The organism is Escherichia sp. WS3227_2 (assembly GCF_046486495.1).
Lineage (GTDB): Bacteria > Pseudomonadota > Gammaproteobacteria > Enterobacterales > Enterobacteriaceae > Escherichia > Escherichia coli.
This window is the reverse complement of the sequence record NZ_JBJQLG010000008.1, coordinates 178,234-192,011: the sequence shown is the minus strand read 5'-3', so window position 1 is coordinate 192,011 and position 13,778 is coordinate 178,234. Positions and strand designations below refer to the sequence as shown.

14 protein-coding genes and 1 riboswitch are annotated in these 13,778 nt (G+C 53.4%); of the genes, 10 read left to right on the top strand and 4 right to left on the bottom strand.

The features are described from left to right. Positions 1–62 precede the first annotated feature (62 nt). The 3 genes from ACJHXB_RS13430 to bioA all read right to left on the bottom strand — a co-directional run bounded on the left by ACJHXB_RS13430 (position 63) and on the right by bioA (position 3,322). On the bottom strand, positions 63–1,346 hold the full coding sequence (locus ACJHXB_RS13430) for a putative acyl-CoA thioester hydrolase (protein ID WP_001091563.1): 1,284 nt from the start codon (positions 1,344–1,346) through the stop codon (positions 63–65). Positions 1,347–1,497: 151 nt separating this feature from the next. Beyond that, positions 1,498–1,974 (bottom strand): kinase inhibitor, encoded by a 477-nt coding sequence (locus tag ACJHXB_RS13425; RefSeq protein WP_000767411.1) that lies wholly within the window; start codon positions 1,972–1,974, stop codon positions 1,498–1,500. 58 nt (positions 1,975–2,032) lie between these two features. After that, positions 2,033–3,322, bottom strand: coding sequence for an adenosylmethionine--8-amino-7-oxononanoate transaminase (bioA, locus tag ACJHXB_RS13420; protein WP_001469074.1), 1,290 nt, complete (start codon positions 3,320–3,322; stop codon positions 2,033–2,035). A gap of 86 nt (positions 3,323–3,408) precedes the next feature. Between bioA and bioB the strand changes: the two genes are divergently transcribed. The 5 genes from bioB to uvrB all read left to right on the top strand — a co-directional run bounded on the left by bioB (position 3,409) and on the right by uvrB (position 9,612). Beyond that, positions 3,409–4,449 (top strand): biotin synthase BioB, encoded by a 1,041-nt coding sequence (bioB, locus tag ACJHXB_RS13415; protein WP_000951213.1) that lies wholly within the window; start codon positions 3,409–3,411, stop codon positions 4,447–4,449. Beyond that, on the top strand, positions 4,446–5,600 hold the full coding sequence (gene bioF, locus ACJHXB_RS13410) for an 8-amino-7-oxononanoate synthase (protein ID WP_000118793.1): 1,155 nt from the start codon (positions 4,446–4,448) through the stop codon (positions 5,598–5,600). The genes bioB and bioF overlap by 4 nt, the downstream gene beginning before the upstream one ends. Continuing rightward, the gene (bioC, locus tag ACJHXB_RS13405) at positions 5,587–6,342 is read left to right on the top strand and encodes a malonyl-ACP O-methyltransferase BioC (protein WP_000246777.1); all 756 of its coding nucleotides are present in this window, start codon (positions 5,587–5,589) and stop codon (positions 6,340–6,342) included. Before bioF ends, bioC begins: the two co-directional genes overlap by 14 nt. Next, positions 6,335–7,012, top strand: coding sequence for a dethiobiotin synthase (gene bioD, locus ACJHXB_RS13400; RefSeq protein WP_000044832.1), 678 nt, complete (start codon positions 6,335–6,337; stop codon positions 7,010–7,012). Before bioC ends, bioD begins: the two co-directional genes overlap by 8 nt. A gap of 578 nt (positions 7,013–7,590) precedes the next feature. Beyond that, positions 7,591–9,612, top strand: a complete 2,022-nt coding sequence (gene uvrB, locus ACJHXB_RS13395) for an excinuclease ABC subunit UvrB (RefSeq protein WP_000042533.1) — start codon at positions 7,591–7,593, stop codon at positions 9,610–9,612. Between the two features lie 146 nt (positions 9,613–9,758). Here the strand turns inward: uvrB and yvcK are convergent, their stop codons facing one another. Beyond that, positions 9,759–10,667: a uridine diphosphate-N-acetylglucosamine-binding protein YvcK gene (gene yvcK / locus ACJHXB_RS13390; RefSeq protein WP_001308507.1), complete on the bottom strand. Its 909-nt coding sequence runs from the start codon at positions 10,665–10,667 to the stop codon at positions 9,759–9,761. Positions 10,668–10,931: 264 nt separating this feature from the next. Then, positions 10,932–11,076: riboswitch (molybdenum cofactor riboswitch) on the top strand. Between yvcK and moaA the strand changes: the two genes are divergently transcribed. From moaA to moaE, 5 genes are all read left to right on the top strand, one after another. Further along, positions 11,064–12,053, top strand: a complete 990-nt coding sequence (gene moaA, locus ACJHXB_RS13385) for a GTP 3',8-cyclase MoaA (RefSeq protein WP_001295301.1) — start codon at positions 11,064–11,066, stop codon at positions 12,051–12,053. (Overlaps the previous riboswitch by 13 nt.) A gap of 21 nt (positions 12,054–12,074) precedes the next feature. Further along, positions 12,075–12,587, top strand: a complete 513-nt coding sequence (moaB, locus tag ACJHXB_RS13380) for a molybdenum cofactor biosynthesis protein B (RefSeq protein ID WP_000084639.1) — start codon at positions 12,075–12,077, stop codon at positions 12,585–12,587. 2 nt (positions 12,588–12,589) lie between these two features. Beyond that, on the top strand, positions 12,590–13,075 hold the full coding sequence (moaC, locus tag ACJHXB_RS13375) for a cyclic pyranopterin monophosphate synthase MoaC (protein WP_000080885.1): 486 nt from the start codon (positions 12,590–12,592) through the stop codon (positions 13,073–13,075). Next, entirely contained in the window at positions 13,068–13,313 is a 246-nt protein-coding gene (gene moaD, locus ACJHXB_RS13370; RefSeq protein WP_000598614.1) for a molybdopterin synthase sulfur carrier subunit, read from the top strand. The genes moaC and moaD overlap by 8 nt, the downstream gene beginning before the upstream one ends. A 1-nt stretch (position 13,314) precedes the next feature. Beyond that, on the top strand, positions 13,315–13,767 hold the full coding sequence (gene moaE / locus ACJHXB_RS13365) for a molybdopterin synthase catalytic subunit MoaE (RefSeq protein ID WP_000852287.1): 453 nt from the start codon (positions 13,315–13,317) through the stop codon (positions 13,765–13,767). Positions 13,768–13,778 lie beyond the last annotated feature (11 nt).

Sequence of the window (13,778 nt, the reverse complement as noted above, 5' to 3'; positions counted from 1 at the left end):
CGCTATGAAATATAGCGCCCAGTTTCATTAACCCGATGGTTCAGACTATCGGGTTTTCTTTTTTACTTCTTCGCCTCTGCAACCACTTTGCTACCCACGCCGCGGTTATTGTATTCCCACATGCGGTTGTAGTTAGTGTCATTCAGATTGCGTTGTATTTCGTCGCTATCGTCAACGCTGCCGGTGTTACCTGCGAATGGACGATTGGAAATCACCGCATCGGCCCACGGTTTCGCCGTGTTAAAACCTTCGTTGATGGCGCTATCACGGATCACCACCTGACCGTTGGTATTGGCATCAACATCCAGCGAGCGGCCCAGTTGCGCCACGCCATCACCGGAAGCATTGAAACGGCTGTTTACGGCGAGGAAACCGTAATAGATGTTAGACAGCGTAGCCGGTGCAAACACATACGCTTCTTGCTGAGTACGTGAGTTCACCACGCGGAATTCGGTATTATCGAACACCACTGCGCCGCGACCAGAAACGATATCCACATCCCCTTCAATATAGCTGTTGGTCACCAGAGTACGCGGCTGACGGTTGGTTTCCAGACGGTTTTGCACACCACTGTTGGTGACAAAGAAGGTATTCTGACGACCGAGAATGTTGACGTTATTGATCTGCACTTTGTCGCCATCAGTACGCAGTGCCACCGCCGGATGGTTACCCGCATCTACGCTATCGCCCAGCGTGTTTTCGATGGTCAGGTTTTGCAGTTGCAGGCCATTGTTTTGTGACCAGAAGACCGCAGAGCAGAGAACGCCGATACTGTCGCTGCGTTTGCTCTGGCAGCTATCGTACATATACCACGCTGGTTTACCTGGCATATATTTGCCGCGCGGGTTGACGTCATGACGCCAGTCGGCAGGGCTCATGCCCCCATCAAGGGAAAGCCCAATCTTCACATCAATCGGTTTTTCACCTGTACCGTACAGAGTAATTCCACCCGGAGCGGCAGGGACATATACCGTTCCCTGATACTCACCAGGCATCACGGCAATATACTGGCGCTTGTTGGTGCGCTTGATAATTGCCGCATCTACCGCCGCCTGAATCGTGGTATGCGTTACACCTTGAGTACCCGCCGGGCCGACAACAAAGTCAGGTTGCGCAGGCAGGGTAATCGGGGAAGGATTCCACGCTGCCGCACCTGGTGTCAGGGATGCAAAATAGTGTTGAGCATCGAAATTCTGCGCTTCTTTTGCCGACAGAATCGGGCGAGAAGAGGTACCAGGCGCGGTTTGATCAGAAGGACGTTGATCGGGCGGTGTTGAGCTACAGGCGGTCAGCGTCACGCCAAAAGCCAATGCCAGCGCCAGACGGGAAACTGAAAATGTGTTCACAGGTTGCTCCGGGCTATGAAATAGAAAAATGAATCCGTTGAAGCCTGCTTTTTTATACTAACTTGAGCGAAACGGGAAGGTAAAAAGACAAAAAGTTGTTTTTAATACCTTTAAGTGATACCAGATGGCATAGCGCCATCTGGCAGAGTGATTAACTAAACATCGCAGTAATCGAGGCGCTTGCCAGAGAATGGAAATGGACGTTAAACCCGACCATCGCGCCGCTGGCACCTTCATCGACATCAATACGTTCTACATCCAGCGCGTGAACGGTAAAAATGTAGCGATGGGTTTCGCCTTTCGGCGGCGCTGCACCATCGTACCCGGTTTTACCAAAGTCGGTACGCGTCTGCAAAACGCCGTCTGGCATTGCTACCAGACCAGAGCCAAACCCTTGCGGTAATACGCGGGTATCCGCGGGTAAATTAACAACTACCCAGTGCCACCAGCCGGAGCCAGTTGGCGCATCCGGGTCGTAGCAGGTGACAACAAAACTTTTCGTTCCCACAGGAACATCATCCCACGCCAGATGCGGTGAAATATTATCGCCATCGTAACCCATGCCGTTAAAGACATGACGATGCGGCAACTTATCGCCATCGCGCAGATCATTACTGATGAGTTTCATGAACCCTCCTTTCTAGTTTGCAGAAAGTGTAGCCAGAAACCCTCACGCTGACTTCCCGTTATTGGCAAAAAAATGTTTCATCCTGCACCGCACGATTAACCGCTGCGGTCAGACGCTGCAACTGTTGCGGGAGAATAATATAGGGCGGCATCAGGTAAATCAGTTTGCCAAAAGGCCGGATCCAGACACCCTGTTCGACAAAGAATTTTTGCAGCGCTGCCATATTCACCGGACGAGTGGTTTCGACCACGCCGATTGCCCCCAGTACGCGCACATCGGCAACCATTTCGGCGTCACAGGCGGGGGCAAGTTGCTCGCGTAGCTGCCCTTCAATAGCCGCCACCTGATGCTGCCAGTCGCCAGATTCGAGAATCGCCAGGCTGGCGTTTGCTGCTGCGCAGGCCAGCGGATTGCCCATAAAAGTTGGCCCATGCATAAAGCAGCCGGCTTCGCCGTTACTGATGGTTTCCGCAACCTCGCGCGTGGTGAGCGTGGCGGAAAGGGTCATTGTGCCGCCGGTTAAGGCTTTACCGAGACATAAAATATCCGGCGCGATTTCTGCATGTTCACAGGCAAACAGTTTGCCGGTACGACCAAATCCGGTGGCGATCTCGTCGGCAATCAGCAAGATACCTTCGCGATCGCACATTTTGCGGATTCGTTTTAACCATTCCGGATGGTACATGCGCATCCCGCCTGCGCCCTGGACAATCGGTTCAATGATCACCGCCGCGATTTCATGACGATGCGCCGCCATCAGGCGGGCAAAGCCCACCATATCGCGCTCATCCCATTCGCCATCCATGCGGCTTTGCGGGGCGGGAGCAAACAAGTTTTCTGGCAGATAGCCTTTCCACAGGCTGTGCATTGAGTTGTCCGGATCGCACACCGACATCGCGCCAAAGGTATCGCCATGATAACCATTGCGGAAGGTCAGAAAACGCTGGCGCGCTTCGCCTTTGGCCTGCCAGTACTGCAACGCCATTTTCATCGCCACTTCTACCGCTACGGAGCCGGAGTCCGCGAGAAAAACGCATTCCAGCGGTTGCGGCGTCATCGCCACCAGTTTGTGGCACAGCTCAATGGCTGGCGCATGAGTGATACCGCCAAACATCACATGCGACATGGCATCAATTTGCGACTTCATCGCCGCATTAAGCTGCGGGTGATTGTAACCGTGGATCGCCGCCCACCAGGACGACATACCGTCAACCAGGCGTCTGCCGTCAGACAAAATTAGCTCGCAACCTTCGGCGCTCGCCACCGGATAAACCGGTAGCGGGGAGGTCATGGATGTGTATGGGTGCCAGATATGGCGTTGGTCAAAGGCAAGATCGTCCGTTGTCATAATCGACTTGTAAACCAAATTGAAAAGATTTAGGTTTACGAGTCTACACCGAATTAACAACAAAAAACACGTTTTGGAGAAGCCCCATGGCTCACCGCCCACGCTGGACATTGTCGCAAGTCACAGAATTATTTGAAAAACCGTTGCTGGATCTGCTGTTTGAAGCGCAGCAGGTGCATCGTCAGCATTTCGATCCACGTCAGGTGCAGGTCAGCACGTTGCTGTCAATTAAGACCGGAGCTTGTCCGGAAGATTGCAAATACTGCCCGCAAAGCTCGCGCTACAAAACCGGGCTGGAAGCCGAGCGGTTGATGGAAGTTGAACAGGTGCTGGAGTCGGCGCGCAAAGCGAAAGCGGCGGGATCGACGCGTTTCTGTATGGGCGCGGCGTGGAAGAATCCCCACGAACGCGATATGCCGTACCTGGAACAAATGGTGCAGGGAGTAAAAGCGATGGGGCTGGAGGCGTGTATGACGCTGGGTACGTTGAGTGAATCTCAGGCGCAGCGCCTTGCGAATGCCGGGCTGGATTACTACAACCATAACCTCGACACCTCGCCGGAGTTTTACGGCAATATCATCACCACACGTACTTATCAGGAACGCCTTGATACGCTGGAAAAAGTGCGCGATGCCGGGATCAAAGTCTGCTCAGGTGGCATTGTGGGTTTAGGCGAAACGGTAAAAGATCGCGCCGGATTATTACTGCAACTGGCAAACCTGCCGACGCCGCCGGAAAGCGTGCCAATCAACATGCTCGTGAAGGTGAAAGGTACTCCACTGGCAGATAACGATGATGTCGATGCCTTTGATTTTATTCGCACCATTGCCGTAGCGCGGATCATGATGCCGACCTCTTACGTGCGCCTTTCTGCCGGACGCGAGCAGATGAACGAACAGACTCAGGCGATGTGCTTTATGGCCGGGGCTAACTCAATTTTCTACGGTTGCAAACTGCTAACCACGCCGAATCCGGAAGAAGATAAAGACCTGCAACTGTTCCGCAAACTGGGGCTAAATCCGCAGCAAACTGCCGTGCTGGCAGGGGATAACGAACAACAGCAGCGTCTGGAGCAGGCACTGATGACCCCGGACACTGACGAATATTACAACGCGGCAGCGCTATGAGCTGGCAGGATAAAATCAACGCGGCGCTCGATGCGCGGCGTGCTGCCGACGCCCTGCGTCGCCGTTATCCAGTGGCGCAAGGAGCCGGACGCTGGCTGGTGGCGGACGATCGCCAGTATCTGAACTTTTCCAGTAACGATTATTTAGGTTTAAGCCATCATCCGCAAATTATCCGTGCCTGGAAGCAGAGTGCGGAGCAATTTGGCGTCGGTAGCGGCGGCTCCGGTCACGTCAGCGGTTATAGCGTGGCACATCAGGCGCTGGAAGAAGAACTGGCCGAGTGGCTGGGCTATTCGCGGGCACTGCTGTTTATCTCTGGTTTTGCCGCTAATCAGGCAGTCATTGCCGCGATGATGGCGAAAGAGGACCGTATTGTTGCCGATCGGCTGAGTCACGCCTCATTGCTGGAAGCTGCCAGTTTAAGCCCGGCGCAGCTTCGCCGTTTTACCCATAACGATGTCACTCATCTGGCGCGACTGCTTGCTTCCCCCTGTCCGGGGCAGCAACTGGTGGTGACAGAAGGCGTGTTCAGCATGGACGGCGATAGTGCGCCACTGGCGGAAATCCAGAAAGTAACGCAACAGCACAATGGCTGGTTGATGGTCGATGATGCCCACGGCACGGGCGTTATCGGGGAGCAGGGGCGTGGCAGCTGCTGGCTGCAAAAGGTAAAACCAGAATTGCTGGTGGTGACTTTTGGCAAAGGATTTGGCGTCAGTGGGGCAGCGGTGCTTTGCTCCGATACGGTGGCGGATTATCTGCTGCAATTCGCCCGCCATCTTATCTACAGCACCAGTATGCCGCCCGCTCAGGCGCAGGCATTACGTGCATCGCTGGCGGTCATTCGCAGTGATGAGGGTGATGCACGGCGCGAAAAACTGGCGGCACTCATTACGCGTTTTCGTGCCGGAGTACAGGATTTGCCGTTTACGCTGGCTGATTCATGCAGCGCCATCCAGCCATTGATTGTTGGTGATAACAGCCGTGCGTTACAACTGGCAGAAAAACTGCGCCAGCAAGGCTGCTGGGTCACGGCGATTCGCCCGCCAACCGTACCTGCTGGTACTGCGCGACTGCGCTTAACACTAACCGCCGCGCATGAAATGCAGGATATCGACCGTCTGCTGGAGGTGCTGCATGGCAACGGTTAATAAACAAGCCATTGCAGCGGCATTTGGTCGGGCAGCCGCGCACTATGAGCAACATGCGGATCTACAGCGCCAGAGTGCTGACGTCTTACTGGCAATGCTCCCACAGCGTAAATACACCCACGTACTGGACGCGGGTTGTGGACCTGGCTGGATGAGCCGCCACTGGCGGGAACGTCACGCGCAGGTGACGGCGTTAGATCTCTCGCCGCCAATGCTTGTTCAGGCACGCCAGAAGGATGCCGCAGACCATTATCTGGCGGGAGATATCGAATCCCTGCCGTTAGCGACTGCAACCTTCGATCTTGCATGGAGCAATCTCGCGGTACAGTGGTGCGGTAATTTATCCACGGCACTCCGCGAGCTATACAGGGTGGTGCGCCCCGGAGGCGTGGTCGCGTTTACCACGCTGGTGCAGGGATCGCTCCCTGAATTACATCAGGCGTGGCAGGCGGTGGACGAGCGCCCGCATGCTAATCGCTTTTTACCGCCAGATGAAATCGAACAGTCGCTGAACGGCGTGCATTATCAACATCATATTCAGCCCATCACGCTGTGGTTTGATGATGCGCTCAGTGCCATGCGTTCGCTGAAAGGCATCGGTGCCACGCATCTTCATGAAGGGCGCGACCCGCGAATATTAACGCGTTCGCAGTTGCAGCGATTACAACTGGCCTGGCCGCAACAACAGGGGCGATATCCTCTGACGTATCATCTTTTTTTGGGAGTAATTGCTCGTGAGTAAACGTTATTTTGTCACCGGAACGGATACCGAAGTGGGGAAAACTGTCGCCAGTTGTGCACTTTTACAAGCCGCGAAGGCAGCAGGTTATCGGACGGCAGGTTATAAACCGGTCGCCTCTGGCAGCGAAAAGACCCCGGAAGGCTTACGTAATAGTGACGCGCTGGCGTTACAGCACAACAGCAGCCTGCAGCTGGATTACGCAACGGTAAATCCTTACACCTTCGCAGAACCCACTTCGCCGCACATCATCAGCGCACAAGAGGGCAGGCCGATAGAATCATTGGTAATGAGTGCCGGATTACGCGCGCTTGAACAACAGGCTGACTGGGTGTTAGTGGAAGGTGCTGGCGGCTGGTTTACGCCGCTTTCTGACACTTTCACTTTTGCGGATTGGGTAACACAGGAACAACTGCCGGTGATACTGGTAGTTGGTGTGAAACTCGGCTGTATTAATCACGCGATGTTGACGGCACAGGCAATACAACACGCCGGACTGACTCTGGCGGGTTGGGTGGCGAATGATGTCACGCCTCCTGGAAAACGTCACGCTGAATATATGACCACGCTCACCCGCATGATTCCCGCGCCGCTGGTGGGCGAAATTCCCTGGCTTGCAGAAAATCCAGAAAATGCGGCAACCGGAAAGTACATAAACCTTGCCTTGTTGTAGCCATCCTGTATTTGGTTAAATTGCGAGCGAGATCGCGTCTTCGATTGACTGCAATTTAACCAATTAAATTCTAAAATAATCACGAAAAAAATTTTACTTCCGCATCATGCGATGAATGTGGGAATTGCCCAGGCGGCGGGGGATAGGGGCTGCAGACAGTTATCCACTATTCCTGTGGATAACCATGTGTATTAGAGTTAGAAAACACGAGGCAAGCGAGAGAATACGCGGCTTGCACGCGAATTGGCGTTAAAGACGGCTCAAAGAAATATCTTTTATTTTTTAACTGGTTAGATAATTGCAATGGCAGTCACTGAAGAGGCATCTCTTGCCATAAAACTGTCATCACTCATCTTGACAAATGTTAAAAAAGCCGTTGCTTTGGGGATAACCCGGTAAGGCCGGAGTTTTATCTCGCCACAGAGTAAATTTTGCTCATGATTGACAGCGGAGTTTACGCTGTAACAGAAATATTATGGTGAGGAACTGTTTTTTTATCCAGTATAATTTGTTGGCATAATTAAGTACGACGAGTAAAATTACATACCTGCCCGCCCAACTCCTTCAGGTAGCGACTCATGAGTAAACCGTTCAAACTGAATTCCGCTTTTAAACCTTCTGGCGATCAGCCAGAGGCGATTCGACGTCTCGAAGAGGGGCTGGAAGATGGCCTGGCGCACCAGACGTTACTTGGCGTGACTGGCTCCGGGAAAACCTTCACCATTGCCAATGTCATTGCTGACCTTCAGCGCCCAACCATGGTACTTGCGCCCAACAAAACTCTGGCGGCCCAGCTGTATGGCGAAATGAAAGAGTTCTTCCCGGAAAACGCGGTGGAGTATTTCGTCTCCTACTACGACTACTATCAGCCGGAAGCCTATGTACCGAGTTCCGACACCTTCATTGAGAAAGATGCCTCGGTTAACGAACATATTGAGCAGATGCGTTTGTCCGCTACCAAAGCGATGCTGGAGCGGCGTGATGTGGTTGTGGTGGCGTCTGTTTCCGCGATTTATGGTCTGGGCGATCCTGATTTATATCTCAAAATGATGCTCCATCTCACGGTCGGTATGATTATCGATCAGCGCGCGATCCTGCGCCGACTGGCGGAGCTGCAATACGCTCGTAATGATCAAGCATTCCAGCGTGGTACTTTCCGCGTTCGTGGTGAGGTGATTGATATCTTCCCGGCAGAATCGGATGACATTGCACTTCGCGTGGAGCTGTTTGACGAGGAAGTGGAACGATTGTCGTTATTTGACCCGCTCACCGGGCAGATTGTTTCCACTATTCCACGTTTTACCATCTATCCGAAAACGCACTACGTCACGCCGCGCGAGCGCATCGTACAGGCGATGGAAGAGATCAAAGAAGAACTGGCCGCCAGACGCAAAGTGCTGTTGGAGAATAACAAACTGCTGGAAGAGCAGCGGCTGACCCAGCGTACCCAGTTTGATCTGGAGATGATGAACGAGCTGGGCTACTGTTCCGGGATTGAGAATTACTCGCGCTTCCTCTCCGGTCGTGGACCGGGTGAGCCACCGCCGACGCTGTTTGATTACCTGCCTGCCGATGGGCTGCTGGTGGTTGATGAATCTCACGTTACCATTCCGCAAATTGGCGGCATGTATCGCGGTGACCGGGCGCGTAAAGAGACGCTGGTGGAGTACGGCTTCCGCCTGCCATCAGCGCTGGATAACCGTCCGCTGAAATTTGAAGAGTTCGAAGCATTAGCGCCGCAAACCATCTATGTTTCGGCGACGCCGGGTAATTACGAGCTGGAAAAATCCGGCGGCGATGTGGTGGATCAGGTGGTGCGTCCAACCGGATTGCTTGATCCGATTATCGAAGTGCGGCCAGTGGCGACACAGGTCGATGATCTTCTATCGGAGATTCGTCAGCGAGCGGCAATTAACGAACGCGTACTGGTCACCACACTGACCAAGCGAATGGCGGAAGATCTCACGGAATATCTCGAAGAACACGGCGAGCGCGTGCGTTATCTTCACTCAGATATCGACACCGTCGAACGTATGGAGATTATCCGCGACTTGCGTCTGGGCGAGTTCGACGTGCTGGTGGGGATCAACTTACTGCGCGAAGGTCTGGATATGCCGGAAGTGTCGCTGGTGGCGATCCTCGACGCTGACAAAGAAGGCTTCCTGCGTTCCGAACGTTCGTTGATCCAGACTATTGGTCGTGCGGCGCGTAACGTTAACGGTAAAGCGATTCTCTACGGCGATAAGATCACCCCGTCAATGGCGAAAGCGATTGGCGAAACCGAACGTCGTCGCGAGAAACAGCAGAAGTACAACGAGGAACACGGTATTACGCCGCAAGGCTTGAACAAGAAAGTGGTCGATATCCTGGCGCTGGGGCAGAACATTGCTAAAACCAAAGCGAAGGGCAGAGGAAAATCGCGCCCGATTGTTGAGCCGGATAATGTGCCGATGGATATGTCGCCTAAAGCGTTGCAGCAGAAGATCCATGAACTCGAAGGGTTGATGATGCAACACGCGCAGAATCTGGAGTTCGAAGAAGCGGCACAAATTCGTGACCAGTTGCATCAGCTGCGTGAGCTGTTTATTGCCGCGTCGTGACAAGATGAAAAAGCCGGAATGTTCTTCCGGTTCAGATTAACGATCAAGTCAAAAAAGTGCTCGAACGTTCCCCTCGCCCCTCCGGGGAGAGGGTGAGGGGAACAGGTCGCATTGCACCAGAAGCCTGGTCAGCAATCTCGGCCACATTAACCCAGTGCCTGTAACGCCTTTTCCAGTGCGTTATGTAACAACTGGCGATCATGACGATACGGAATATCGCTGGCCTCCAGTACCTCCTGAATCACAATCCGCTCTTTAACCGCCGAGACATCCACTTTTGGCCCGACGATGACCGCATCAATGACCTTTTTACCGACATACTGCTCCATAATTGCCAGCTTGCTTTCCAGCTTCAAATTAGCCGCAGGTAAACTCAACTCACGCCCCAAATTGCCGATATAGACCATCGGCGCTGGCGTGCGGCGTAATGCCTGTGCGATTTCCTTCAGCAGCAGAATTGGCATCAGGCTGGTGTAAAAACTGCCAGGCCCAATAATGATGAGATCCGCTTCACTGATAGCGTGAACCGCCTCACGCGTTGCGGGTACATTCGGCGTTAACAGTAACTCCTGAATCGGCGTAGTTAACTGGTCGATATTGACCTCGCCGTAAACTTCATGCCCCTGATCGTCAATCGCCATCAGATCAACAGGATGCTCCGACATCGGAATCAAATGTGCGTCCACTTTCAGCAGATTGCGAATCAGATTGATCGCTTCAAGAGGTCGCACGCTAAGGTGATCCAGTGCCTTCAACATCAGGTTTCCAAGGTTATGCCCGGAAAGTTCGCCATTACCGCCGAAACGATATTCAAACATTGCGGAAGCGACGCTGGGTTCAGTTATCAGCTGGTTGAGGCAGTTTCGCATATCGCCCCAGGCAATGCCGCCTTCTGAGCGGCGAATACGCCCCGTCGATCCGCCATTATCCGTGGTGGTGACGATACCCGTTAAACGAGAACCCAAAGACGAAAGTGATGAGAGAACGCGTCCCAGTCCATGCCCTCCGCCGAGAGCAACGACACGATCAAGATCAGCCAGCGTACGATTGCGCATATAGTTTCCTGGAGTCAGATTATCCGCGCTACAGTAGCGCAAATTGCGGGGAAACAGCAATTAACCTGCCAATATTGAGGATACAAACTATTTTCTTCTACCTCTAAAGGACGATGTACGCTATGCCTCTCTGATGATGTATATCAAAGTAAAACCGCCATTTTCCCTTATTCTGTAGCGAAATAGCACGATCATGACGCTATATACATGATTACATAGCGAAAGTGTGGATGGTAAAAATCTCATTTACACGCTAGTATCGGCTTAACCACTAAACACTCTAGCCTCTGCACCTGGGTCAACTGATACGGTGCTTTGGCCGTGACAATGCTCGTAAAGATTGCCACCAGGGCGAAGAAAGAAATGACTTCGCCTCCCGTATCTGGAAAGGTGTACATGGCTTCACAACTGACTGATGCATTTGCGCGTAAGTTTTACTACTTGCGCCTGTCGATTACCGATGTGTGTAACTTTCGTTGCACCTACTGCCTGCCGGATGGCTACAAACCGAGCGGCGTCACCAATAAAGGCTTTCTTACCGTCGATGAAATTCGCCGGGTTACGCGCGCCTTCGCCAGTCTGGGCACCGAAAAAGTCCGTCTGACGGGCGGTGAGCCATCTTTACGCCGCGACTTTACCGATATCATCGCCGCTGTGCGGGAAAACGACGCTATCCGCCAGATTGCGGTCACCACCAATGGTTACCGTCTGGAACGCGATGTGGCGAACTGGCGCGATGCGGGACTTACTGGCATCAACGTCAGCGTTGATAGCCTTGACGCTCGCCAGTTTCATGCCATTACCGGGCAGGATAAATTCAACCAGGTCATGGCAGGGATCGATGCTGCATTTGAGGCCGGTTTTGAGAAGGTCAAAGTCAATACCGTGCTGATGCGTGATGTTAATCATCATCAGCTCGACACCTTTCTGAACTGGATCCAGCATCGCCCTATCCAGCTGCGTTTCATCGAATTGATGGAAACGGGTGAGGGCAGCGAGCTCTTCCGTAAGCATCACATCTCTGGTCAGGTTCTGCGTGACGAGCTACTGCGTCGCGGCTGGATCCACCAATTACGTCAACGCAGCGACGGTCCCGCGCAAGTCTTTTGTCATCCGGATTACGCCGGAGAGATTGGCCTTATCATGCCGTATGAAAAAGACTTCTGCGCCACTTGCAACCGCCTGCGCGTTTCCTCCATTGGTAAACTCCATCTCTGCCTGTTTGGTGAAGGCGGCGTTAACCTGCGCGATCTGCTGGAAGACGATACCCAGCAACAGGCGCTGGAAGCGCGTATTTCAGCGGCGCTGCGGGAGAAGAAACAGACCCATTTCCTGCATCAAAACAACACCGGTATTACGCAAAACTTATCGTACATTGGCGGCTAAAACGTCAAAAGGAGAGATCAGATGAGTCAGGTAAGCACTGAATTTATCCCGACCCGTATTGCTATTCTTACGGTTTCTAATCGTCGTGGTGAAGAAGACGATACCTCCGGTCACTATCTGCGCGATTCGGCGCAGGAAGCGGGCCATCACGTTGTCGATAAAGCCATTGTGAAAGAAAACCGCTACGCTATTCGCGCTCAGGTATCTGCGTGGATCGCCAGCGACGATGTACAAGTGGTATTGATTACGGGGGGTACTGGCCTGACGGAAGGTGATCAGGCTCCCGAAGCGCTGCTGCCGTTGTTCGACCGTGAAGTTGAAGGTTTTGGTGAAGTGTTCCGGATGTTGTCGTTTGAAGAGATTGGCACCTCAACGTTGCAATCTCGTGCGGTAGCGGGCGTCGCTAACAAAACGCTGATTTTCGCCATGCCGGGTTCGACCAAAGCGTGCCGCACCGCGTGGGAAAATATCATCGCGCCGCAGCTCGATGCCCGTACACGTCCATGCAATTTCCATCCACATTTGAAGAAATAAGTATGTCGCAACTGACCCATATCAACGCCGCTGGCGAAGCACACATGGTGGATGTCTCCGCCAAAGCGGAAACCGTGCGTGAAGCGCGGGCGGAAGCCTTTGTCACCATGCGCAGCGAGACGCTGGCGATGATTATTGATGGTCGCCACCACAAAGGCGACGTATTTGCCACTGCGCGTATCGCCGGTATTCAGGCGGCAAAACGCACCTGGGATCTGATCCCGCTCTGTCACCCGCTGATGCTCAGCAAAGTTGAAGTCAATTTACAGGCCGAGCCGGAGCACAATCGGGTACGTATAGAAACCTTATGCCGCCTGACCGGGAAAACCGGTGTCGAAATGGAAGCGTTAACCGCGGCCTCCGTGGCGGCGCTGACCATTTATGACATGTGCAAAGCGGTGCAAAAAGATATGGTAATTGGTCCGGTACGTTTGCTGGCGAAGAGCGGCGGCAAGTCGGGTGACTTTAAGGTGGAAGCGGATGATTAAAGTTCTTTTTTTCGCCCAGGTGCGCGAGTTGGTGGGAACAGATGCAACCGAAGTGGCTGCGGATTTCCCAACCGTTGAAGCGTTACGCCAGCACCTGGCTGCGCAGAGCGATCGCTGGGCGCTGGCGCTGGAAGATGGCAAATTGCTGGCTGCCGTCAACCAGACGCTGGTGAGTCTTGACCATCCGCTGACTGACGGCGACGAAGTGGCTTTCTTCCCGCCGGTAACCGGAGGTTAAGATGGCAGAAACCAAAATTGTTGTCGGCCCGCAGCCATTCAGCGTAGGAGAAGAGTATCCGTGGCTGGCGGAGCGTGATGAAGACGGTGCGGTAGTCACCTTTACCGGTAAGGTGCGCAACCATAACCTTGGCGACAGCGTCAAAGCATTAACCCTCGAACACTATCCGGGGATGACTGAAAAAGCACTGGCAGAAATTGTCGATGAAGCGCGTAACCGCTGGCCGCTGGGGCGCGTCACGGTGATTCACCGCATCGGGGAATTATGGCCGGGAGATGAAATCGTTTTTGTCGGTGTCACCAGTGCGCATCGCAGCAGTGCGTTTGAAGCCGGGCAGTTTATTATGGATTATCTCAAAACCCGCGCACCGTTCTGGAAGCGTGAAGCCACGCCGGAAGGCGACCGCTGGGTTGAAGCTCGGGAGAGCGATCAGCAGGCGGCAAAACGCTGGTAGTTTTTTGTTAG